Annotated in this window: 21 protein-coding genes and 1 tRNA gene; all 22 read left to right on the top strand. The window is 65.3% G+C overall.

Annotated features, from left to right (window positions below; genetic code table 11):
- Positions 1 to 11 precede the first annotated feature (11 nt).
- Positions 12 to 87: transfer RNA gene (locus ACOQOP_RS12905), tRNA-Trp, on the top strand.
- 131 nt (positions 88 to 218) lie between these two features.
- Positions 219 to 416 (top strand): preprotein translocase subunit SecE, encoded by a 198-nt coding sequence (gene secE / locus ACOQOP_RS12900; RefSeq protein WP_420562214.1) that lies wholly within the window; start codon positions 219 to 221, stop codon positions 414 to 416.
- Position 417: 1 nt separating this feature from the next.
- Entirely contained in the window at positions 418 to 948 is a 531-nt protein-coding gene (nusG, locus tag ACOQOP_RS12895; protein ID WP_420562213.1) for a transcription termination/antitermination protein NusG, read from the top strand.
- A gap of 129 nt (positions 949 to 1,077) precedes the next feature.
- The gene (gene rplK, locus ACOQOP_RS12890; RefSeq protein ID WP_420562212.1) at positions 1,078 to 1,506 is read left to right on the top strand and encodes a 50S ribosomal protein L11; all 429 of its coding nucleotides are present in this window, start codon (positions 1,078 to 1,080) and stop codon (positions 1,504 to 1,506) included.
- 7 nt (positions 1,507 to 1,513) lie between these two features.
- The gene (rplA, locus tag ACOQOP_RS12885; protein WP_420562211.1) at positions 1,514 to 2,221 is read left to right on the top strand and encodes a 50S ribosomal protein L1; all 708 of its coding nucleotides are present in this window, start codon (positions 1,514 to 1,516) and stop codon (positions 2,219 to 2,221) included.
- A gap of 298 nt (positions 2,222 to 2,519) precedes the next feature.
- Positions 2,520 to 3,032, top strand: a complete 513-nt coding sequence (gene rplJ, locus ACOQOP_RS12880) for a 50S ribosomal protein L10 (protein WP_420562210.1) — start codon at positions 2,520 to 2,522, stop codon at positions 3,030 to 3,032.
- A gap of 51 nt (positions 3,033 to 3,083) precedes the next feature.
- Positions 3,084 to 3,461, top strand: a complete 378-nt coding sequence (gene rplL / locus ACOQOP_RS12875; RefSeq protein WP_420562209.1) for a 50S ribosomal protein L7/L12 — start codon at positions 3,084 to 3,086, stop codon at positions 3,459 to 3,461.
- A gap of 262 nt (positions 3,462 to 3,723) precedes the next feature.
- Positions 3,724 to 7,902, top strand: a complete 4,179-nt coding sequence (gene rpoB / locus ACOQOP_RS12870) for a DNA-directed RNA polymerase subunit beta (protein WP_420562208.1) — start codon at positions 3,724 to 3,726, stop codon at positions 7,900 to 7,902.
- Positions 7,903 to 8,050: 148 nt separating this feature from the next.
- Positions 8,051 to 12,229, top strand: a complete 4,179-nt coding sequence (rpoC, locus tag ACOQOP_RS12865; RefSeq protein ID WP_420562207.1) for a DNA-directed RNA polymerase subunit beta' — start codon at positions 8,051 to 8,053, stop codon at positions 12,227 to 12,229.
- Between the two features lie 350 nt (positions 12,230 to 12,579).
- Entirely contained in the window at positions 12,580 to 12,951 is a 372-nt protein-coding gene (rpsL, locus tag ACOQOP_RS12860) for a 30S ribosomal protein S12 (RefSeq protein WP_028795263.1), read from the top strand.
- 12 nt (positions 12,952 to 12,963) lie between these two features.
- A complete protein-coding gene (rpsG, locus tag ACOQOP_RS12855) occupies positions 12,964 to 13,434 on the top strand; it encodes a 30S ribosomal protein S7 (RefSeq protein WP_028795262.1) in 471 nt (156 codons plus the stop codon).
- A gap of 107 nt (positions 13,435 to 13,541) precedes the next feature.
- Positions 13,542 to 15,617: an elongation factor G gene (gene fusA, locus ACOQOP_RS12850; protein ID WP_420562206.1), complete on the top strand. Its 2,076-nt coding sequence runs from the start codon at positions 13,542 to 13,544 to the stop codon at positions 15,615 to 15,617.
- 67 nt (positions 15,618 to 15,684) lie between these two features.
- Positions 15,685 to 16,875 carry an elongation factor Tu gene (tuf, locus tag ACOQOP_RS12845; protein ID WP_420562205.1) on the top strand — a complete coding sequence of 397 codons (1,191 nt, stop codon included), beginning with the start codon at positions 15,685 to 15,687 and terminating at the stop codon, positions 16,873 to 16,875.
- A 577-nt stretch (positions 16,876 to 17,452) separates the two neighbouring features.
- A complete protein-coding gene (rpsJ, locus tag ACOQOP_RS12840) occupies positions 17,453 to 17,761 on the top strand; it encodes a 30S ribosomal protein S10 (RefSeq protein WP_028795259.1) in 309 nt (102 codons plus the stop codon).
- A gap of 13 nt (positions 17,762 to 17,774) precedes the next feature.
- Positions 17,775 to 18,599: a 50S ribosomal protein L3 gene (rplC, locus tag ACOQOP_RS12835; protein ID WP_420562204.1), complete on the top strand. Its 825-nt coding sequence runs from the start codon at positions 17,775 to 17,777 to the stop codon at positions 18,597 to 18,599.
- 4 nt (positions 18,600 to 18,603) lie between these two features.
- A complete protein-coding gene (gene rplD, locus ACOQOP_RS12830; RefSeq protein WP_420562203.1) occupies positions 18,604 to 19,224 on the top strand; it encodes a 50S ribosomal protein L4 in 621 nt (206 codons plus the stop codon).
- Positions 19,221 to 19,550 carry a 50S ribosomal protein L23 gene (locus ACOQOP_RS12825; RefSeq protein ID WP_420562202.1) on the top strand — a complete coding sequence of 110 codons (330 nt, stop codon included), beginning with the start codon at positions 19,221 to 19,223 and terminating at the stop codon, positions 19,548 to 19,550. The genes rplD and ACOQOP_RS12825 overlap by 4 nt, the downstream gene beginning before the upstream one ends.
- Positions 19,551 to 19,554: 4 nt before the next feature.
- On the top strand, positions 19,555 to 20,379 hold the full coding sequence (gene rplB / locus ACOQOP_RS12820) for a 50S ribosomal protein L2 (protein WP_420562201.1): 825 nt from the start codon (positions 19,555 to 19,557) through the stop codon (positions 20,377 to 20,379).
- Positions 20,380 to 20,390: 11 nt separating this feature from the next.
- The gene (gene rpsS, locus ACOQOP_RS12815) at positions 20,391 to 20,666 is read left to right on the top strand and encodes a 30S ribosomal protein S19 (protein WP_420562200.1); all 276 of its coding nucleotides are present in this window, start codon (positions 20,391 to 20,393) and stop codon (positions 20,664 to 20,666) included.
- A gap of 17 nt (positions 20,667 to 20,683) precedes the next feature.
- On the top strand, positions 20,684 to 21,064 hold the full coding sequence (gene rplV / locus ACOQOP_RS12810) for a 50S ribosomal protein L22 (protein WP_420562199.1): 381 nt from the start codon (positions 20,684 to 20,686) through the stop codon (positions 21,062 to 21,064).
- A complete protein-coding gene (gene rpsC, locus ACOQOP_RS12805; RefSeq protein WP_420562198.1) occupies positions 21,064 to 21,759 on the top strand; it encodes a 30S ribosomal protein S3 in 696 nt (231 codons plus the stop codon). The genes rplV and rpsC overlap by 1 nt, the downstream gene beginning before the upstream one ends.
- 23 nt (positions 21,760 to 21,782) lie before the next feature.
- Positions 21,783 to 22,196: a 50S ribosomal protein L16 gene (gene rplP, locus ACOQOP_RS12800; RefSeq protein WP_028795251.1), complete on the top strand. Its 414-nt coding sequence runs from the start codon at positions 21,783 to 21,785 to the stop codon at positions 22,194 to 22,196.
- Positions 22,197 to 22,210: the final 14 nt, after the last annotated feature.

The following is a 22,210-nucleotide window of genomic DNA, read 5'->3' as shown; positions in this document are numbered from 1 at the left end:
TCTGCCAGGCTAGGAGTGTAGCTCAACTGGTAGAGCACCGGTCTCCAAAACCGGGGGCTGGGGGTTCGAGCCCCTCCACTCCTGCCACTATATGAGAGATGTTTCGCGGGCGGCGCCGTCGGGAAACCCGATGGGCGCCATCCGCATTAACGTGTTCGGAATTGGTGCCAGTGCGCCACCGGGATAGTCCTGGGGCCGTGCGGCGGAGAGCGGAAGCGATGGCGAAGGTGAGTCCCGCCCAGTTCGTGCGCCAGGTGCGACAGGAAGTGTCGCGGGTCACGTGGGCCAGCCGTAAGGAGACGGCCGTGGCCACCCTGATGGTCTTCATCATGGTGTTCCTGGCTTCGGTGTTCTTCTTCGTGGTCGACCAGGTCCTGGCCTGGGGCGTGCAACTGGTTCTGGGGCTCGGAGGCTGACATGGCACAACGCTGGTACGTGGTGCAGACCTATTCCGGGTTCGAGAAGAAGGTCGCCCAGTCGATCCTGGAGCAGGTCGCGCAGCATGAGTTCGAGGACCTGATCACCGAGGTCCTGGTGCCGACCGAGGAAGTGATCGAGATGCGCCGCGGCGTGAAGGCGACCACGGAGCGCAAGTTCTTCCCGGGCTACATCCTGGTTCGGATGGAGCTGACGGACGAGAGCTGGCACCTGGTGAAGTCGCAGCCGAAGGTGGCCGGGTTCGTGGGCGGCAAGAGCAAGCCGATCCCGATCACCGACGCCGAGGCCGATCGCCTGCTGAAGCAGGTCTCCGAGGGCGTGGACCGGCCGAAGCCGTCGGTCACCTTCGAGATCGGCGAGCAGGTGCGCGTGGCCGACGGTCCGTTCGCGACCTTCAACGGCCTTGTCGAGGATGTCGACGAGGAGCGGTCGCGTCTGAAAGTTGCGGTGTCGATCTTCGGACGGTCGACGCCGGTCGATCTGGATTTCACCCAGGTCGAGAAAACCTGATCCCGTCCGGGTTCGATCCCGGGGCGCTGTGCCTCGGGGACCGGAAGGGTTCGTTTGTGGACGGCCTGTGGGAGATGACCGCGAAGCCCTGCGGCATCGCACCACGGACCGAAAAGAGGAAGGCAACACATGGCTAAGAAGATCGTCGGCTATATCAAGCTGGAGATCCCGGCCGGGGCGGCGAACCCGTCTCCCCCGGTGGGCCCGGCTCTCGGTCAACGCGGACTCAACATCATGGAGTTCTGCAAGGCGTTCAACGCCGCGACCGAGAAGATGGAGAAGGGCATGCCGGTGCCGGTGGTGATCACCGCCTACGGCGACCGCACCTTCACCTTCATCACCAAGACCCCGCCGGTGTCCTATTTCCTGAAGAAGGCGTCGAAGGTGGCCAAGGGCTCCGCGACCCCGAACAAGGGCGCGGTCGGCAAGGTCACCCTGGCCCAGGTCAAGGAGATCGCGGAAGCGAAGATGCCGGATCTGAACGCCGTCGACATGGACGGTGCCGTTCAGATGATCAAGGGTTCCGCCCGTTCCATGGGCATCGAAGTGGTGGAGTGAGGCGATCATGGCAAAAACAGGTAAGCGTCTTCGCGCCGCGTACGGCGATCTCGACCGCACCGCGATGGTCGGCATGGCCGAGGCCATCAAGATCATCAAGTCCAAGGCGAGCGCCAAGTTCGACGAGACCGTCGAGATCTCGATGAACCTGGGTGTGGACCCGCGCCACTCCGACCAGATGGTCCGCGGCGTGGTCTCCCTGCCCCACGGCACCGGCAAGTCGGTCCGCGTGGCCGTCTTCGCCAAGGACGCCAAGGCCGATGAGGCCCGCGCCGCCGGTGCGGAGGTCGTCGGTGCCGAGGACCTGATGGAAGAGATCCAGAACGGTCGCATGGACTTCGACCGGGTCATCGCGACTCCGGACATGATGGCCGTCGTCGGCCGTCTCGGTAAGGTGCTGGGCCCGCGCGGCCTGATGCCGAACCCGAAGCTGGGCACCGTGACCCCGAACGTCGCCGACGCGGTGGAAGCCGCCAAGGCCGGTCAGGTCGAGTTCCGCGTCGAGAAGGCCGGCATCGTCCATGCCGGCATTGGCAAGGCGAGCTTCTCCGAGGAGCAGCTGGTGGAGAACGCGGCGGCCTTCGTCGACGCGATCACCAAGGCCAAGCCGACCGGGGCGAAGGGCAACTACATCAAGCGCGTGTCGGTGAGCTCGACCATGGGTCCGGGCATCAAGGTCGACACCGCGGCTCTGGGTACCGCGCCGGCCGCCTGACGCGGCCGCGCACATGAGATCGACGGTCCGCGGTCAGCCGCGGGCCGGCGCCAGGAGCGGGAGAGATCCCGTTCCGACCTGTCCGAGACTACGGGCGGCCGCGGCGGATCTTCCGACCAAGGCCTTAAATTCCGCCCGTACAGACGGGAGCGCCAACGGATACCGGTTCGCCGGAGATGTTGGACTTCTGGGACAGGCGAACAGGGGCGGCACAACAGTGCCGTCTTCGTGCAACGGACCGAGGGGTCATGTTCCAAACGGAACAGCGGCACATCGGTTCCAATTGCGGAGATAAGAGGTGAACCGAACCGAAAAGGCCGATTTGGTCGACTCTCTTCGCACGACGTTCGAGGGCTCCGAAGTCGTCGTCATCACCCATCAGACGGGTCTGACGGTGACCGAGGTCGAAGGCCTTCGTTCCAACGTCCGTGCGGCCGGGGCCGGCTACAAGGTCACCAAGAATCGGCTCGCCCGTCTTGCTCTGCAGGGCACGCGCTACGAGAACCTGAGCGACCTCTTCACGGGTCCGACGTCGGTGACGACGTCGACCGATCCGGTGGCGGCGGCGAAGGTGATCGTTGAGTTCGCCAATAAGAACGACAAGGTCACCATCGTCGGTGGCGGCCTGGGCGAACGGAAACTCAACATCGACGAGATCAAGGCCCTGGCCAAGACCCCGTCGATCGACGAGTCGCGTGCCAAGCTTGTGGGTCTCCTGCAGACCCCGGCGTCTCGGATGGTTGGTGTGCTTGCCGCACCGGCCGGCCAGATCGCGCGGGTGCTCAAGGCCCATAGCGAGCAGTCGGAGTGAGGGCGGACGAACCGCTCTGTCAACAGAAGTACCAACGTGGAGTGAATTGAAATGGCTGATCTTGCCAAGCTGGTCGATGACCTTTCCGCTCTGACCGTCCTCGAGGCGGCCGAGCTGTCCAAGATGCTTGAGGAGAAGTGGGGCGTGTCCGCCGCTGCTCCGGTCGCGGTCGCCGCGGCTGCTGGTGGTGGCGAAGCCGCCCCGGCCGCTGAGGAGAAGACCGAATTTGACGTGATCCTTGCCTCCGCTGGCGACAAGAAGATCAACGTCATTAAGGAAGTCCGCGGCATCACCGGCCTGGGCCTCAAGGAGGCCAAGGACCTGGTCGAGGGCGCTCCGAAGCCGGTCAAGGAAGGCGCTTCCAAGGAAGAGGCCGAGAGCATCAAGAAGAAGCTGGAGGAGGCTGGCGCCACCGTCGAGCTTAAGTAATTGGGCTCGATTTCCAGCTAAGGTTCGGGAAGGGAGCGGCGCGCCTGCGTGTCCGCTCCCGACCCGTTTCCTCTTCTCGGCCCGGGGCCGGGCGCCGCAGCGACGGTGCACCGACCCCGGGCCGAGGCGAGGACCGCCCGCCGAAGACGCGCCGCAGGAACCCGGTCCGGGATCCCCTGCCGGGCGCGCCAAGGTTTGGTCACCGTTTCGCCCAACGGACATTGCAAGGTCCGCGGGTCACACGCGAGGTCGAGGTCGCAAGATGGCAGTTTCCGCAGTCGGATCCTTCACCGGTCGTAAGCGCGTTCGTCGGAGCTTTGGTCGCATCCCCGAAGTGGCGCCGATGCCGAACCTCATCGAGGTTCAGAAGAGCTCCTACGACGCCTTTCTGCAGATGGGCATTTCCGGGGAAGCCCGGGGCGATGTCGGTCTGCAGGAAGTCTTTAAGTCGGTGTTCCCGATCCGCGACTTCTCCGAGCGCTCCATGCTCGAGTTCGTTCGCTACGAGCTCGAGGAGCCGAAATACGACGTCGAGGAGTGCCAGCAGCGCGGCCTGACCTTCGCCGCGCCGCTGAAGGTCACCCTGCGTCTGGTGGTCTGGGACGTAGACGAGGAGACCGGCTCCAAGTCCATCAAGGACATCAAGGAGCAGGACGTCTACATGGGCGACATGCCCCTGATGACGGCCAACGGCACCTTCGTGGTCAACGGCACCGAGCGCGTGATCGTCAGCCAGATGCACCGCTCGCCGGGCGTCTTCTTCGACCATGACAAGGGCAAGACGCACAGCTCGGGCAAGTACCTGTTCGCCGCCCGGGTGATCCCGTACCGCGGCTCCTGGCTCGACTTCGAGTTCGACGCCAAGGACATCGCCTATGTGCGTATCGACCGGCGCCGCAAGCTGCCGGCGACCACGCTCCTGCTCGCCCTGCTCTCCGACCAGAGCGAGGCGTATATCAAGGAGTGCCACGCCAACGGCGACGACGTGCAGCGCGACAAGGTCGTGGGCATGAGTGCGGAGGACATTCTCGGCACCTTCTACGACAAGGTCACCTACACCCGCGAGGGTGACGGCTGGCGTCTGCCGTTCGACGCCGACCGCATGAAGGGTGCGAAGCTGACCGACGACCTGGTCGATGCCGATACCGGCGAGGTCGTGGCCAAGGCCGGCGACAAGATCACGCCGCGCACTGCGCGCAAGCTGATCGAAGGCGGCCTGAAGGACATGTTCGTCACCAGCGAGCAGCTCATCGGCCAGTATGTCGGGTCCGACCTGATCGACGAGAGCACCGGTCTGGTCCATTGCGACGCCGGCGAGGAGATCACCGCCGACCTGCTGGAGACCCTGGCCTCCATCGGCGTGACCGAGCTGCCGATCCTGGCGATCGACCACATGAATATCGGCGCCTACATGCGCAACACCCTGGCGCTCGACAAGAACGCCACCCGGGAAGAGGCGCTGGTCGACATCTACCGGGTCATGCGCCCGGGCGAGCCGCCGACCCTGGAGACCGCCGAGGCTCTGTTCGCCGGCCTGTTCTTCGACAGCGAGCGCTATGACCTCTCCGCCGTCGGCCGGGTGAAGATGAACGCCCGTCTCGGCCTGGAGACCGACGACCAGCTCCGCGTGCTCCGCAAGGAGGACATCCTGGCCATCCTCAAGGTCCTGGTCGACCTGAAGGACGGCAAGGGCGAGATCGACGACATCGACCACCTCGGCAACCGCCGTGTGCGCTCGGTCGGCGAGCTCATGGAGAACCAGTACCGCGTCGGCCTGCTGCGCATGGAGCGGGCGATCCGCGAGCGCATGAGCTCGGTGGATATCGACACCGTCATGCCGCACGACCTGATCAACGCCAAGCCGGCGGCGGCGGCGGTGCGCGAGTTCTTCGGTTCCTCGCAGCTCTCGCAGTTCATGGACCAGACCAACCCGCTGTCGGAGATCACCCACAAGCGTCGTCTCTCGGCGCTTGGCCCGGGCGGTCTGACCCGCGAGCGTGCCGGCTTCGAAGTCCGTGACGTGCACCCGACCCACTACGGCCGGATCTGCCCGATTGAGACGCCGGAAGGCCCGAACATCGGCCTGATCAACTCGCTGGCCACCTATGCCCGGGTCAACCAGTACGGCTTCATCGAGACGCCGTACCGCAAGGTGACCGACGGCCGGGTGACCGACGAGGTGCGCTACATCTCCGCCATGGAGGAGGGCCGCTACACGATCGCCCAGGCCAACGCACCGATCGATGCCGACGGCAAGTTCGAGGAAGAGCTGGTCCCGGTCCGTCGTCGCGGCGATTTCGGTCTGGCGCGTCCGGAAGACATCGACATGCTCGACGTCTCGCCGAAGCAGCTCGTGTCCGTGGCCGCCGCGCTGATCCCGTTCCTGGAGAACGACGACGCCAACCGCGCCCTGATGGGCTCGAACATGCAGCGTCAGGCGGTTCCGCTGATCCAGGCCGAGGCGCCGTATGTCGGCACCGGCATGGAAGGCACGGTGGCCCGCGACAGCGGTGTCGCCATCGCCGCCAAGCGGTCCGGCGTGATCGACCAGGTCGACGCCCAGCGTATCGTCATCCGGGCCAACGAGGACCTGGAAGGCACGGCGTCGAACGTCGACATCTACCGGCTGCTGAAGTTCCAGCGGTCCAACCAGAACACCTGTATCACCCAGCGTCCGCTGGTGTCGGTCGGTGACGTGGTCAGCCGCGGCGACATCATCGCCGACGGTCCGTCCACCGAACTCGGTGAGCTGGCGCTCGGCAAGAACGTGCTCGTCGCGTTCATGCCGTGGAACGGCTACAACTTCGAGGACTCGATCCTGATCTCCGAGCGCATCGTCCGCGACGACGTGTTCACCTCGATCCATATCGAGGAATTCGAGATCATGGCCCGCGACACCAAGCTGGGCCAGGAAGAGATCACCCGGGACATCCCGAACGTCGGCGAAGAGGCTCTGAAGAACCTCGACGAGGCGGGCATCGTCTATATCGGTGCCGAGGTGAACCCGAGCGACATCCTGGTCGGCAAGGTCACGCCGAAGGGCGAGTCGCCGATGACGCCGGAAGAGAAGCTTCTCCGCGCCATCTTCGGCGAGAAGGCCTCCGACGTGCGCGACACCTCCCTGAAGGTGCCGCCGGGAGTGACCGGCACGGTCGTCGAGGTGCGGGTGTTCTCGCGCCGCGGCGTCGACAAGGACGAGCGTAGCCAGGCCATCGAGCGCTCGGAGATCGAGCGTCTCGCCAAGGACCGCGACGACGAGCGCGCGATCCTGGAGCGTGGCTTCTTCGACCGCCTTAAGGAACTGCTGATGGGCAAGATGGCCACTGGCGGTCCGAAGGGCTTCAAGTCCGGCGAGCTGACCGAGGAGGTCTTCGCCCAGTACACGCCGGGTCAGTGGCGTCAGTTCGTCGTCGATGACGACAAGCTGATGGACTACCTGGAGGGGCTGAAGGAGCACTTCGACAAGTCGATCGAGCAGCTCAAGGACCGGTTCGACAACAAGGTCGACAAGCTGCAGCGCGGCGACGAGCTGCCGCCGGGCGTGATGAAGATGGTCAAGGTCTTCGTCGCGGTGAAGCGCAAGCTGCAGCCGGGCGACAAGATGGCCGGCCGTCACGGCAACAAGGGTGTCATCTCCAAGATCAACCCGATCGAGGACATGCCCTACCTGGACGACGGCACTGCCGTTGACATCGTGCTGAACCCGCTGGGCGTGCCGTCGCGCATGAATGTCGGGCAGATCCTGGAGACCCACCTCGGGTGGGCCGCTGCCGGTCTCGGCCGTCAGATCCGCGAGATGCTCGAGAACATGGGCAAGGACGCCCGGGCGGCCGATCTGCGGGCGAAGCTCAAGGACATCTATTCCGACGACGAGTACAGCCGGAAGATCGATCCGTTGCAGGACAACGAGATCGTCGAGATGTCCCGCAATCTGCGGCGCGGCGTGCCGATGGCGACGCCGGTGTTCGACGGTGCCCGCGAAGAGGACATCGTCGGCATGCTGCAGCGGGCGGGCCTCGAGTCGAGCGGCCAGGTCGACCTGTGGGACGGCCGGACGGGCGAGCAGTTCGACCGCCGGGTGACAGTGGGCTATATTTACATGCTCAAGCTGCACCACCTGGTGGACGACAAGATTCACGCGCGTTCCATCGGTCCGTACAGCCTGGTCACCCAGCAGCCGCTGGGCGGCAAGGCGCAGTTCGGCGGTCAGCGGTTCGGTGAGATGGAGGTCTGGGCCCTTGAAGCCTACGGCGCAGCCTACACCTTGCAGGAGATGCTCACGGTGAAGTCCGACGACGTGTCCGGCCGTACCAAGGTCTATGAAGCCATCGTCCGCGGCGACGACAACTTCGAGGCCGGTATTCCGGAATCCTTCAACGTTCTGGTGAAGGAACTGCGTTCGCTCGGCCTGAATGTCGAGCTGAACCAGGAGGAGTACTGACGCCGGCGGCGGCCGCGAAGGCGGCCGCTATCGGTGTAGTTTCCGGCCCTTGGGCCCCGGCGGTTCGATGCCGCGGGGGCCGGGCCGGTCTTGAGGTCCGGGGACGCCCGGATCCGCAAACAGCGCCAGTGGCGCGAGGAGTGCTTCGATGAACGAGTTGGTGAACATCTTCGGTCAGCCGAGCGGCCCGCAGAGCTTCGACAATATCCAGATCTCGATCGCGAGCCCGGATCGCGTGAAGTCGTGGTCGTTCGGCGAGATCAAGAAGCCGGAGACCATCAACTACCGGACCTTCAAGCCGGAGCGCGACGGCCTGTTCTGCGCCCGGATCTTCGGCCCGATCAAGGATTACGAGTGCTTGTGCGGCAAGTACAAGCGCATGAAGTACCGCGGCATCATCTGCGAGAAGTGCGGCGTCGAGGTCACCCTCTCCAAGGTGCGCCGCGAGCGGATGGGCCATATCGACCTGGCCTCGCCGGTCGCCCATATCTGGTTCCTGAAGTCCCTGCCGAGCCGCATCGGTCTGCTGCTCGACATGACCCTGAAGGATCTGGAGCGGGTTCTGTACTTCGAGAACTTCGTGGTCACCGACCCGCTGCTCTCGCCGCTGAAGGAGAAGCAGCTCCTCAGCGAGGAGGAGTACTATCAGGCGCAGGACGATTACGGCGAGGACGCCTTCGTCGCCCAGATCGGCGCCGAGGCGCTGAAGACCATGCTCTCCCGCCTCGACATGGAAGTCGAGCAGGAGACCGTGCGCGTCGAGCTGCGCGAGACCGGCTCCGAGGCCAAGCGCAAGAAGCTGGTCAAGCGGCTGAAGATCATCGAGGCGTTCCAGGAATCCGGCTCCCGTCCGGAGTGGATGATCCTGGACGTTGTCCCGGTCATTCCGCCGGAGCTGCGCCCGCTGGTCCCGCTGGACGGCGGCCGCTTCGCGACCTCCGACCTGAACGACCTGTACCGCCGGGTGATCAACCGGAACAACCGCCTGAAGCGCCTGATGGAGCTTCGCGCGCCGGACATCATCGTGCGCAACGAGAAGCGCATGCTGCAGGAGGCCGTCGACGCGCTGTTCGACAACGGCCGCCGCGGCCGCGTCATCACCGGCGCCAACAAGCGTCCGCTGAAGTCCCTCAGCGACATGCTGAAGGGCAAGCAGGGCCGCTTCCGTCAGAACCTGCTCGGCAAGCGCGTCGACTATTCCGGCCGGTCGGTCATCGTGGTCGGCCCGGACCTGATGCTGCACCAGTGCGGCCTGCCGAAGAAGATGGCGCTGGAGCTGTTCAAGCCGTTCATCTACTCCAAGCTCGAACTTTACGGCATGGCGAGCACGATCAAGGCCGCCAAGCGCATGGTCGAGAAGGAGCGTCCCGAGGTCTGGGACATCCTGGAAGAGGTGATCCGCGAGCACCCGGTCATGCTGAACCGGGCGCCGACCCTGCACCGTCTCGGCATCCAGGCCTTCGAGCCGAAGCTGGTCGAGGGCAAGGCGATCCAGCTCCATCCGCTGGTCTGCACGGCCTTCAACGCCGACTTCGACGGCGACCAGATGGCGGTCCACGTGCCGCTGTCGCTGGAAGCCCAGCTCGAAGCCCGCGTGCTCATGATGTCGACCAACAACATCCTGAGCCCGGCCAACGGCAAGCCGATCATCGTGCCGTCCCAGGACATCGTTCTGGGCCTGTACTACCTGACGATGGAACGCGACAACCAGCCGGGCGAGGGCATGGCCTTTGCCGATCCGGCCGAGGTGGATCACGCGCTCGACACCGGTGTGGTGAACCTCCACACCAAGGTGAAGGCGCGCGTCACCACCTATGACGAGACCGGCGAGAAGGTGGTCAAGCGCGTGGAGACCACGCCGGGCCGCCTGAAGCTGGCTCTGCTGCTGCCGGACAATCCGAAGCTTCGCTTCGAGATGATCAACCGCCTGATGACGAAGAAGGAAGTCTCCAACGTCATCGACCTGGTGTACCGCCACTGCGGCCAGAAGGAGACGGTGATCTTCGCCGACCGCCTGATGGGCCTCGGCTTCGGTCACGCCTGCCGCGCGGGCATCTCCTTCGGCAAGGACGACCTGGTCATCCCCGAGGCCAAGCAGGGCCTCGTCGATCAGGCGAACGAGGAGGTCAAGCAGTTCGAGCAGCAGTATCTCGACGGCCTGATCACCCAGGGCGAGAAGTACAACAAGGTGGTCGACGTCTGGTCGCGCTGCACCGATCAGGTGGCCGAAGAGATGATGGCGGTCATCAAGGAAGACGACGGCATCAACCCGGTCAACGCCGTGTGGATGATGGCGCATTCCGGTGCCCGTGGTTCGGCGGCGCAGATCAAGCAGCTCGCCGGCATGCGCGGCCTCATGGCCAAGCCGTCGGGCGAGATCATCGAGACGCCGATCATCTCGAACTTCAAGGAAGGCCTGACCGTGCTCGAGTATTTCAACTCGACCCACGGCGCCCGTAAGGGTCTGGCCGACACGGCGCTCAAGACGGCGAACTCGGGCTACCTGACCCGCCGTCTGGTCGACGTGGCCCAGGACTGCATCATCACCGAGGTCGATTGCGGCACCGAGCGCGGCCTGACCGTGCGCGCGGTGATCGACGGCGGCGAGGTGATCGAAAACCTGGGCGACCGCATCCTCGGTCGGACCACCCTGGAGGACGTCCTCGATCCGCTCAGCGGCGATGTGGTCGTCAAGAAGGGCGAGATCATCGACGAGGCGCTGGTCGAGGCGATCGAGCGGGCCGGTATCGACTCGGTCCTGATCCGGTCGGTGCTGACCTGTAAGACCCATCCGGGCGTCTGCGCCGCGTGCTACGGCCGCGACCTGGCCCGCGGCACGCCGGTGAATATCGGCGAGGCCGTCGGCGTCATCGCAGCCCAGTCGATCGGCGAGCCGGGCACCCAGCTCACCATGCGCACGTTCCACATCGGTGGTGCGGCCCAGCGCGGTGCCGAGCAGTCCACCGTCGAGGCGTCGATCGGCGCCACGGTGAAGCTGCACAACCGCAACGTGGTCACCAACTCCGACGGCGTGCTGGTGGTGATGAGCCGCAACACCGAGATCATCCTGGCCGACGAGCAGGGCCGCGAGCGCGCACGCCACCGCGTGCCGTACGGTGCCAAGCTCCTGGTCGATGACGGTGTGGTGGTCGAGCCCGGCCAGAAGATGGCCGAGTGGGATCCGTACACCATTCCGATCATCACCGAGCGGGAAGGTATCGCCCACTACGTCGACCTCGTGGACGGCCTGTCCATGCGCGAGGTCACCGACGAGGCGACGGGTATCTCGTCCCGCGTCGTGGTCGACTGGAAGCAGCAGCCGCGCGGCAACGACCTGAAGCCGCGTGTCACCCTGCGTGACGAGGCCGGTGAGGTGGTTCAGCTCGCCAACGGCCTTGAGGCCCGCTACTTCATGTCGGTCGACGCCATCCTGTCGGTCGAGAACGGCGCTCAGGTGAAGGCGGGCGACGTGCTGGCGCGTATCCCGCGCGAGTCGTCGAAGACCCGTGACATCACCGGTGGTCTGCCGCGCGTGGCCGAGCTGTTCGAGGCACGGCGCCCGAAGGACTTCGCGGTCATCGCGGAGGCCGACGGCCGGGTCGAGTTCGGCAAGGACTACAAGACCAAGCGTCGGGTCATCGTCCGTCCGGTCGAGGAGGGTGCGGATCCGATCGAATACATGATCCCGAAGGGCAAGCACCTGGCGGTGCACGAGGGCGACTTCGTGCAGAAGGGTGACATGCTGCTCGACGGGGCGCGCGTCCCGCACGACATCCTGAACATCATGGGTGTCGAGGCGCTGGCCGACTATCTCATCAACGAGATCCAGGAGGTCTACCGCCTGCAGGGCGTGAAGATTAACGACAAGCACATCGAGGTGATCGTTCGCCAGATGCTGCAGAAGGTCGAAGTGATGGAGGCCGGCGACACCACGCTGCTGCTCGGCGAGACCATCGACCGCGACGAGTACGAAGAGGCCAACGAGAAGGCCCTGGCGGAGAACCTCCGTCCGGCCGTGGCCAAGCCGGTGCTCCAGGGCATCACCAAGGCGTCGCTGCAGACCAAGTCGTTCATCTCCGCCGCGTCGTTCCAGGAGACCACCCGCGTCCTCACCGAGGCGGCGGTCTCCGGCAAGGAAGACAGCCTGGACGGTCTCAAGGAGAACGTCATCGTCGGTCGCCTGATCCCGGCCGGCACGGGCAGCGTGATGAATCGCCTGCGCCGGGTGGCCGCCGACCGCGACCGCTCGCTGGCGCCGGCACCGGCTCCCACCGAGGAGGAGGCTGCTCAGCTCTCCTCCGAGGGCGAGGTCACGGCCGCCGAGTAAGGCTGGCCGGGAGATCTCGGAAACAAAATTGGGTATTCCGGGGATTTAGGTTCCCGGAATACCCGAATGTGACGGGGAAATCGGCCCGTTTCGACTGGCCGATAATCCGCTTGACCCCCGCCGGGTGCATCAATAGTATCCGCGCACTTTGAAACGGGGGCCCAGCTGTTCCCTCGGGTTTGCCGCCGGTGGTGGCCTTGTCCCGGGTGACTTGAACGCGGTCACCGCACGAAGAGTCGCATATGAGAGGCGTCGCGGCGGAACCCGTCATGCGGCGCATGGTTCAAACGAACCGCCCCCATGGGAGTCCCCGTGGAGGGGTTCGTGTTTGTGGTTAAGAGGGTCGACGCATGCCGACGATCAATCAGCTGATCCGCCAGGGTCGTAAGGTTCCGGTTGCACGGAACAAGGTTCCCGCCCTGCAGGCGTGCCCGCAGAAGCGCGGTGTGTGCACCCGCGTGTACACCACCACCCCGAAGAAGCCGAACTCGGCCCTGCGTAAGGTCGCCCGCGTGCGCCTGACCAACGGGTACGAGGTCATCAGCTACATCCCGGGCGAAGGCCATAACCTTCAGGAGCACTCGGTCGTCATGATCCGTGGTGGTCGCGTGAAGGACCTTCCGGGTGTGCGCTATCACATCATTCGCGGCACGCTCGATACCCAGGGCGTGAAGGACCGTCGCCAGCGTCGTTCGAAGTACGGCGCCAAGCGGCCGAAGTAAGGAGTATTTGGAATGTCGCGTCGCCACCGCGCGGAAAAGCGTCCGGTCCTTCCGGATGCCAAGTTTGGGGACCAGGTCGTCTCCAAGTTCATGAGCTGCCTGATGTACGACGGCAAGCGCTCGGTCGCCGAAGGCATCGTCTACGGTGCGTTCGACGTGCTGCAGAAGCGTGCCGGCGGCGAGCCGGTCCGGACCTTCCATGAGGCCCTGGACAACGTGAAGCCGCATGTCGAGGTCCGCTCCCGCCGCGTCGGTGGTGCCACCTACCAGGTGCCGGTCGAGGTTCGCCCCGAGCGCGCCCAGGCCCTGGCCATTCGCTGGCTGATCGACGCCGCGCGCAAGCGCTCCGAGAAGACCATGGTCCAGCGGCTCTCCGGCGAGCTGCAGGACGCGGCCCAGAACCGCGGCACCGCGGTCAAGAAGCGGGAAGACACTCACCGCATGGCCGACGCCAACAAGGCGTTTTCTCACTACCGCTGGTAACTGCCACTGGCATCTGGGGACGGGCTGGCGTATAGACCGGCCCGTTCCGTTTATTTAGCGGCCGTGACGATCGCGGCCGGAACCTCAAATCGACGAGGACGCGAGTCATGCCCCGCACTCATCCGCTCGAAATGTATCGCAATATCGGCATCATGGCCCACATCGATGCCGGCAAGACGACCACGACCGAGCGTATCCTGTACTACACTGGCCGGTCCTACAAGATCGGCGAAGTGCATGATGGCAACGCCACCATGGACTGGATGGAGCAGGAGCAGGAGCGCGGCATCACGATCACGTCGGCGGCGACCACGTGTTTCTGGCGCGACTACCGCATCAACATCATCGACACCCCGGGTCATGTCGACTTCACCATTGAGGTCGAGCGCTCCCTGCGCGTGCTGGACGGCGCCGTCACGGTGTTCGACAGCGTCGCCGGCGTCGAGCCGCAGTCCGAGACGGTGTGGCGCCAGGCCGACAAGTACGGCGTGCCGCGCATCTGCTTCGTGAACAAGATGGACCGCATCGGCGCGGACTTCTTCCGCTGCGTGAAGATGATGGTCGACCGGCTGGGCACCACCCCGCTGGTCATGCAGCTGCCGATCGGCGTCGAGTCCGACTTCGTCGGTCTGGTCGACCTGGTCACCATGAAGGCCGTGCGCTGGCTGGACGAGTCGCTGGGCGCCAAGTTCGAGTACGAGGACATCCCGGCCGACATGGCCGACCAGGCGGCCGAGTATCGCCAGAAGCTGGTCGAGCTGGCCGTCGAGATGGACGACGCCGCCATGGAAGCCTACCTGGAAGGCGAGGAGCCGTCCGAGGAGGTTCTACGCGCCTGCATCCGCAAGGGCGTGCTGAGCAGCAGCTTCGTGCCGGTCTTCCTGGGCTCCGCCTTCAAGAACAAGGGCGTGCAGCCGCTGCTGGACGCGGTCGTCGACTACCTGCCGTCCCCGACCGACGTCGAGTCGATCAAGGGCGTGTCCGTCGACGGCGAGACCGAGATGAAGCGCAAGTCGTCCGACGACGAGCCGTTCGCGGCCCTGGCGTTCAAGATCATGAACGACCCGTTCGTCGGCTCGCTGACCTTCGTGCGCGTGTATTCCGGCGTCCTGGAGACGGGCTCGTCGGTGATGAACACCGTGAAGGACAAGCGCGAGCGGATCGGCCGTATGCTGCTCATGCATTCCAACAACCGGGAAGACGTCAAGGAAGCGCGCGCCGGCGACATCGTCGCCATCGCGGGTCTGAAGGACACGACCACGGGCGACACCCTGTGCGATCCGCTGAAGCCGGTCATCCTGGAGCGGATGGAGTTCCCGGATCCGGTCATCGAGGTCGCGGTCGAGCCGAAGACCAAGAGCGACCAGGAGAAGATGGGCGTCGCCCTGAACCGCCTCGCCGCCGAGGATCCGTCGTTCCGCGTCACCTCGGACGTCGAGAGCGGCCAGACCGTGATCAAGGGCATGGGCGAACTCCACCTGGAGATCCTGGTCGACCGCATGCGGCGCGAGTTCAAGGTCGACGCCAATGTCGGCGCCCCGCAGGTCGCCTACCGCGAGTCGATCACCAAGACCGCTGAAATCGACTACACCCACAAGAAGCAGACCGGTGGTTCGGGCCAGTTCGCCCGCGTGAAGCTGACCTTCACCCCGCAGGAGCGCGGCGAGGGCTTCCTCTTCGAGAACACCATCGTCGGTGGCTCGGTGCCGCGTGAGTACATCCCGGGCGTCGAAAAGGGTCTGAAGTCCGCCATGGATACCGGCGTGCTCGCCGGCTTCCCGGTCGTGGACGTGAAGGTCGCCCTGACGGACGGTGCCTACCACGATGTGGACTCCAGCGTGCTGGCGTTCGAAATCGCGTCCCGCGCCGCCTTCAAGGAAGGCATGGCGAAGGCCGGTCCGGTTCTGCTTGAGCCGATCATGAAGGTCGAAGTGGTGACCCCGGAAGACTACATGGGCGACATCATCGGCGACCTGAACAGCCGTCGCGGCCAGGTCAGCGGCATGGATCAGCGCGGCAACGCCCGCGTGGTCGATGCCATGGTCCCGCTGGCGAACATGTTCGGCTATGTGAACACCCTGCGCTCCATGAGCCAGGGCCGGGCGCAGTACACCATGCAGTTCGACCACTACGAGCCTGTTCCGCAGGCGGTTGCCGACGAGGTGCGGGCGAAGCTGGCCTGATCGGCCACGCCCGCTTCCTGTCACGAGCCAGTAACGTCACCCCCTTTTTCGTACGGAGCATATTGGGATGGCCAAGGAGAAATTCGCGCGGACAAAGCCGCACTGCAACATCGGCACGATCGGTCACGTCGACCACGGTAAGACGACGCTGACGGCGGCGATCACGAAGACGCTTGCGGAGACCGGTGGTGCGACGTTCATGGCGTATGACGCCATCGACAAGGCGCCGGAAGAGAAGGCGCGCGGCATCACGATCTCGACGGCGCATGTTGAGTACGAGACGGCGAACCGTCACTACGCGCATGTGGACTGCCCGGGCCACGCCGACTACGTGAAGAACATGATCACGGGTGCCGCGCAGATGGACGGCGCGATCCTGGTGGTGTCGGCGGCCGACGGCCCGATGCCGCAGACCCGCGAGCACATCCTTCTGGCCCGCCAAGTCGGCGTTCCGGCGCTGGTGGTGTTCATGAACAAGGTCGACCAGGTCGACGACGAGGAGCTGCTGGAGCTGGTGGAGCTCGAGATCCGCGAGCTGCTGTCGTCCTACGAGTTCCCGGGCGACGACATTCCGATCACCAAGGGCTCGGCGCTGGCCGCGCTTGAGGACAGCAACGAGGAGATCGGCAAGAAGGCCATCCTCGCGCTGATGGAGACGGTCGACTCGTACATTCCGACGCCGGAGCGTCCGAAGGACCAGCCGTTCCTGATGCCGATCGAGGACGTGTTCTCGATCTCGGGTCGCGGCACGGTGGTGACGGGCCGTATCGAGCGCGGCATCGTGAAGGTGGGCGAGGAAATCGAGATCGTCGGCATCAAGGCGACGACGAAGACGACCTGCACCGGCGTTGAGATGTTCCGCAAGCTGCTGGACCAGGGCGAGGCGGGCGACAACGTGGGCGTCCTGCTGCGCGGCACCAAGCGCGAGGACGTGGAGCGCGGTCAGGTTCTGGCGAAGCCGGGCACGATCACGCCGCACACGAAGTTCAAGGCGGAAGCCTACATCCTGACGAAGGAAGAGGGTGGCCGTCACACGCCGTTCTTCACCAACTACCGTCCGCAGTTCTACTTCCGCACGACGGACGTGACCGGGACGGTGACGCTGCCGGAAGGCACGGAGATGGTGATGCCGGGCGACAACATCGCCATGGACGTGGAGCTGATCGCGCCGATCGCCATGGACGAGGGCCTGCGCTTCGCCATCCGCGAGGGCGGCCGCACCGTCGGCGCCGGCGTCGTGTCCAAGATCACCGAGTAATCCTACACCGTCAGGTGGGGGTACGGACGGGGGCGCTTCGGCGCCCCCGTTTGCGTTCGGGCCCCGAGTCCGCCCGCGACTATGTCGGCCTGGGCCGCTCCGAGGCGGGAGACTCGTCATCGCGGGGAACGGCAGGGCAGGGACTCCTGCCTGGCCGTCCAGCAGCCCGCCGGGCCGTCCATATGGAGGGGCGGGCGGCGCCCGTGGCACCAGATGATGATCGGTTTCACCGCCGCCTCATCGCGGGTCCGAAGCCGTTCGCCGAGGCCCCCTGCAGGGCAAGGTTCTTGCGGGTTTCCGGGGAAAACCGACAACCGCTATAAATCTGAAATTCGCACTTGACGGCGGGGCCCCCCATCAATAGGTTCCGCCCACCTTTGGGGACTGGCTGTGACCCGGACCGCTTGGAACGGGTCAGACGCAGTCTCACGTTTTTAAGACACCAATCCCCAAAAGGCCGAAGGCGGAAGCGCAGTTTCAGTGCGCATCCGCATTTTTTTCTGCGCGATGCCTGGCTTGCCGGAGCGCGCGCGGTGATAACGGCCGGTTGGCCAACGAGGTTGAGAGTAGCGGAAAGATGGACAGTCAAAACATCCGCATCCGCCTGAAGGCGTTCGATCACCGGGTCCTCGACCAGTCGACCGGTGAAATCGTGAACACCGCCAAGCGCACCGGTGCGCGCGTGCGGGGTCCCATTCCGCTGCCGACCCGTATCGAACGGTTCACCGTTCTGCGTGGTCCGCACGTTGACAAGAAGAGCCGGGAACAGTTCGAGATCCGCACCCACAAGCGGGTCCTGGACATCGTTGACCCGACTCCGCAGACCGTGGACGCGCTCATGAAGCTCGACCTGGCCTCCGGTGTCGACGTCGAGATCAAGCTCTGAGGGGACGGGAACGATGCGTTCAGGATTGATCGCTCAGAAGGTCGGGATGACCCGCGTGTTCACCGAGGAAGGTGCGCACGTTCCGGTCACCGTGCTGAAGGTCGACAGCTGCCAGGTTGTCGCTCAGCGGACCCAGGAAAAGGACGGCTACACCGCGGTGCAGCTCGGCGCGGGCCTGCGCAAGGTCAAGCGCACCACCCAGCCGATGCGCGGCCACTTCGCCAAGGCGAAGGTCGAGCCGAAGCGCAAGGTTGTCGAGTTCCGGGTTGCTGACGACGCGCTGATCGAGGTCGGTGCCGAGCTGTCGGCCGACCACTTTATCGCCGGCCAGAAGGTCGATGTGACGGGCACGTCCATCGGTAAGGGCTTCGCCGGTGTCATGAAGCGCCACAATTTCGGTGGTCTGCGGGCCTCGCACGGTGTGTCTCTGTCGCACCGCTCGCACGGTTCCACCGGTAACAACCAGGATCCGGGCCGCGTCTTCAAAGGCAAGAAGATGGCGGGTCACATGGGCGACGAGCGCGTCACCACCCAGAACCTGACCGTTGTTGCCACCGATCCGGCCCGCGGCCTGATCCTGGTGCGCGGCTCCGTGCCGGGTTCCGAGGGTGGCTGGGTTCTGGTCCGTGACGCCGTGAAGGCCGGCATGCCCGAGGGCGCGCCGTATCCGGCCGCGCTGAAGGCCGCCGGTGCCGAGGACGCCGTGAGCGAGGAAGAGGCGGGTGCCGCCCTTCTGGAGCAGGCTTCCGAGGCCATGGGCGACGCCGCCGATCCGACCGTCGCCGAAGGCGCCGGGGTTCCGGACGCGCCGGCCGACGATGCCGAGAAGAAGGACTGAGGTCATGAAGATTGACGTCACCAACCTCGATGCGGAGAAGACCGGCGAGATCGATCTCGACGACTCGATCTTCGGTCTCGACCCGCGCCAGGACATCCTGGCCCGCATGGTGAACTGGCAGCTCGCCAAGCGCCGCAGCGGCAACCACAAGACCAAGGGGATCTCCGAGATCTCCGGCACCACCAAGAAGCCGTTCCGCCAGAAGGGTACCGGCCGCTCCCGCGCGGGCTCGCTGCGGGCCACCCAGTATCGCGGCGGTCAGACGGTGCATGGTCCGGTCGTCCGCGATCACTCGCACGACCTGACCAAGAAGTTCCGCAAGCTCGGTCTGAAGACCGCGCTGTCGGCGAAGGCGAAGGCCGGTCAACTGATCGTCATCGACGAGGCGGCCGCCGCCGAGCCGAAGACCAAGGCGCTCGCCGAGAAGTTCAAGAAGCTCGGCTGGTCCTCGGTCCTGGTGATCGACGGCGACGCGGTGAACGAGAACTTCGCCCGCGCGGCCCGTAACATTCCTCTGGTGGATCTGCTGCCGCAGCAGGGCGCCAACGTCTACGACATTCTCCGCCGCGACACTCTGGTCCTGACCAAGGGCGCGGTCGAGCAGCTGGAGGCGCGCCTGAAATGAGCATTCGTCCCTACAAGCCGAAAGCCGGCAAGGTGAGCGACGAGCGGGCCTACGAGCTGATCCGCCGTCCGATCGTGACCGAGAAGTCGACCCGCGGGTCCGAGTTCGGCCAGGTGACCTTCGAGGTCCCGGTCAACGCGGCGAAGCCGGAGATCAAGCAGGCCGTCGAGCGCCTGTTCGACGTGAAGGTCACCGCGATCAACACGCTGCTGGTCAAAGGCAAGACCAAGCGGTTCCGGGGTCGTCCGGGCCGTCGTTCCGACTACAAGAAGGCCGTCGTCACGCTCGCCGAGGGCCAGACGATCGACCTGATGGCGGGGGTGTGAACCCATGGCTCTGAAGTCCTTTAATCCGACGACGCCGTCGCAGCGCCAGCTGGTCATCGTTGACCGCTCGGAGCTGTGGTCCGGCAAGCCGGTCAAGAAGCTCACCGAGGGTCTGACCAAGAAGGCCGGCCGCAACAACACGGGCCGCGTGACCACGCGCCGTCGTGGCGGCGGTCACAAGCGGACCTACCGCATCGTCGACTTCAAGCGTCGCAAGTTCGACGTGGTCGGCACGGTGGAGCGTCTTGAGTACGATCCGAACCGGACCGCGTTCATCGCCCTCATCACCTACGAGGACGGCGAGCAGGCCTATATCCTGGCGCCGCAGCGTCTCGGCGTGGGCGACAAGGTCGTCGCCGGCGACCGCGTCGACGTGAAGCCGGGCAACGCCATGCCGCTGCGCAGCATCCCGGTCGGCACGATCGTGCACAACGTCGAGATGAAGCCGGAGAAGGGTGGCCAGCTGGCCCGCTCCGCTGGCACCTACGTTCAGATCGTCGGCCGCGACGCGGGGTACGCCCTGCTGCGCCTGGCGTCGGGCGAGGTCCGCATGGTCCGTTCCGAGTGCATGGCCACCGTCGGTGCCGTGTCCAACCCGGACCAGCAGAACATCAATATCGGCAAGGCCGGCCGCAACCGCTGGCTCGGCAAGCGTCCGGCGGTCCGTGGCGTCGCCATGAACCCGGTCGACCACCCGCATGGCGGTGGTGAAGGCCGGACCTCGGGCGGTCGTCATCCGGTGACCCCGTGGGGCAAGCCGACCAAGGGCAAGAAGACGCGCAACAACAAGGCGACCGATAAGCTCATCGTTCGCCGGCGCCGGAAGTAAGGAGAAGTTCGGTGGCTCGATCCGTTTGGAAGGGACCGTTCGTCGACGGCTACCTGCTGAAGAAGGCCGAAAAGTCGCGTGCGTCTGGTCGCAATGAGATCATCAAGACCTGGTCGCGCCGTTCGACGATCATGCCGCAGTTCGTCGGCCTGACCTTCAACGTGTACAACGGCCATAAGTTCGTCCCGGTTCTCGTCAGCGAGAACATGGTTGGGCACAAGTTCGGCGAGTTCTCGCCGACGCGTACCTATTACGGCCACATGGCCGACAAGAAGTCGCGCCGCTGAGGCTAGAGGAGCAGGCAATGGGCAAGCAGGCTGCCGAACGGCGACTTGACGATACCGAAGCGAAGGCTGTGCTGCGCAATCTGCGCGTCAGCCCGCAGAAGCTGAATCTGGTCGCTCAGATGATCCGCGGTCAGCGGGCCGACAAGGCTCTGGCCACTCTGACCTTCTCGAAGCGCCGGATCGCGCGCGACGTGAAGAAGCTGCTGGAGTCGGCGATCGCGAACGCGGAGAACAACCACCAGCTCGATGTCGACCGGCTCTTCGTCAAGGAGGCCTTCGTCGGCAAGAGCATCACGATGAAGCGCTTCCGTCCGCGGGCCCGAGGCCGGGTCGGTCGGATCGAGAAGCCGTTCAGCCACATCACGGTGATCGTGCGTGAGCGCGAGGAGCAGGACTGATGGGTAATAAGGTCAATCCGATCGGGCTGCGGCTCGGCATCAACCGCACCTGGGACTCGCGCTGGTTCGCGGGCAAGGGCTATGCCGACCTGCTGCACCAGGACATCAAGCTGCGCCAGTACCTGACCAAGCGTCTGCGTCAGGCCGGTGTGAGCCGCATCGTCATCGAGCGTCCGGCCAAGCGCGCGCGCATCACCATCTACTCGGCACGTCCGGGCGTGGTGATCGGCAAGAAGGGCACGGACATCGAGAAGCTCCGTCAGGACCTCTCGAAGATGACCGGCACCGACGTCGCGCTGAACATCGTCGAGATCCGCAAGCCGGAGATCGATGCCCAGCTCGTGGCCGAGAACATCGCCCAGCAGCTGGAGCGCCGCGTGGCGTTCCGCCGGGCCATGAAGCGGGCCGTGCAGTCCGCCATGCGCCTCGGCGCCCTCGGCATCCGGATCAATTGCGGCGGCCGTCTGGGCGGTGCGGAGATCGCGCGGACCGAGTGGTACCGCGAGGGCCGCGTTCCGCTGCACACGCTGCGCGCCGAGATCGATTACGGCGAGGCGACCGGTTACACCACCTACGGCACCTGCGGTGTCAAGGTGTGGGTGTTCAAGGGCGAGGTGCTTGCCCACGATCCGATGGCGCAGGACAAGCGCCTGGCCGAGCAGCAGCCGGGTTCCGGCGGCGGCGACCGTCGCTAACCGTCCGCTGAGAGGAGAAGACAATGCTGTCCCCGAAGCGCACAAAGTTCCGTAAGGCCCATAAGGGCCGCATCCATGGCCTGGCCAAGGGTGGGACGGCGCTGAACTTCGGCGCCTACGGTCTGAAGGCGACCACGCCCGCGCGTGTGACCGCCCGCCAGATCGAGGCCGCCCGTCGCGCGATCACCCGTCACATCCGCCGCGCCGGTCGCGTGTGGATCCGGATTTTCCCGGACGTGCCGGTGTCGAGCAAGCCGGCCGAGGTCCGCATGGGTAAGGGTAAGGGCTCTCCGGAGTTCTGGGTCTGCCGTGTGAAGCCGGGCCGTATCATGTTCGAGCTGGATGGTGTGCCGAAGGATCTGGCTGAGGAGGCGTTCCGCCTCGCTGCCATGAAGCTGCCGGTCGACACCCGGTTCGTGACCCGTCTGGGCGAGTGAGTCGGAGGAGTTAA

Origin of the sequence: Thalassobaculum sp. (genome assembly GCF_965223715.1) — a bacterium.
GTDB lineage: Bacteria > Pseudomonadota > Alphaproteobacteria > Thalassobaculales > Thalassobaculaceae > Thalassobaculum.
This window is presented reverse-complemented; position numbering and strand designations above follow the sequence as displayed.

Bases quoted from the DNA above. Each gene is read 5' to 3' on its own strand.
- ACOQOP_RS12825 (WP_420562202.1), top strand. From the start codon at position 19,221: ATGAGCATTCGTCCCTACAAGCCGAAAGCCGGCAAGGTGAGCGACGAG.
- rplA (WP_420562211.1), top strand. From the start codon at position 1,514: ATGGCAAAAACAGGTAAGCGTCTTCGCGCCGCGTACGGCGATCTCGAC.
- rplB (WP_420562201.1), top strand. From the start codon at position 19,555: ATGGCTCTGAAGTCCTTTAATCCGACGACGCCGTCGCAGCGCCAGCTG.
- rplL (WP_420562209.1), top strand. From the start codon at position 3,084: ATGGCTGATCTTGCCAAGCTGGTCGATGACCTTTCCGCTCTGACCGTC.
- rpoB (WP_420562208.1), top strand. From the start codon at position 3,724: ATGGCAGTTTCCGCAGTCGGATCCTTCACCGGTCGTAAGCGCGTTCGT.
- rplC (WP_420562204.1), top strand. From the start codon at position 17,775: ATGCGTTCAGGATTGATCGCTCAGAAGGTCGGGATGACCCGCGTGTTC.
- rplV (WP_420562199.1), top strand. From the start codon at position 20,684: ATGGGCAAGCAGGCTGCCGAACGGCGACTTGACGATACCGAAGCGAAG.
- secE (WP_420562214.1), top strand. From the start codon at position 219: ATGGCGAAGGTGAGTCCCGCCCAGTTCGTGCGCCAGGTGCGACAGGAA.
- rpoC (WP_420562207.1), top strand. From the start codon at position 8,051: ATGAACGAGTTGGTGAACATCTTCGGTCAGCCGAGCGGCCCGCAGAGC.
- rplP (WP_028795251.1), top strand. From the start codon at position 21,783: ATGCTGTCCCCGAAGCGCACAAAGTTCCGTAAGGCCCATAAGGGCCGC.
- rpsC (WP_420562198.1), top strand. From the start codon at position 21,064: ATGGGTAATAAGGTCAATCCGATCGGGCTGCGGCTCGGCATCAACCGC.
- rpsL (WP_028795263.1), top strand. From the start codon at position 12,580: ATGCCGACGATCAATCAGCTGATCCGCCAGGGTCGTAAGGTTCCGGTT.
- rplK (WP_420562212.1), top strand. From the start codon at position 1,078: ATGGCTAAGAAGATCGTCGGCTATATCAAGCTGGAGATCCCGGCCGGG.
- tuf (WP_420562205.1), top strand. From the start codon at position 15,685: ATGGCCAAGGAGAAATTCGCGCGGACAAAGCCGCACTGCAACATCGGC.
- rpsJ (WP_028795259.1), top strand. From the start codon at position 17,453: ATGGACAGTCAAAACATCCGCATCCGCCTGAAGGCGTTCGATCACCGG.
- rpsG (WP_028795262.1), top strand. From the start codon at position 12,964: ATGTCGCGTCGCCACCGCGCGGAAAAGCGTCCGGTCCTTCCGGATGCC.
- fusA (WP_420562206.1), top strand. From the start codon at position 13,542: ATGCCCCGCACTCATCCGCTCGAAATGTATCGCAATATCGGCATCATG.
- nusG (WP_420562213.1), top strand. From the start codon at position 418: ATGGCACAACGCTGGTACGTGGTGCAGACCTATTCCGGGTTCGAGAAG.
- rplD (WP_420562203.1), top strand. From the start codon at position 18,604: ATGAAGATTGACGTCACCAACCTCGATGCGGAGAAGACCGGCGAGATC.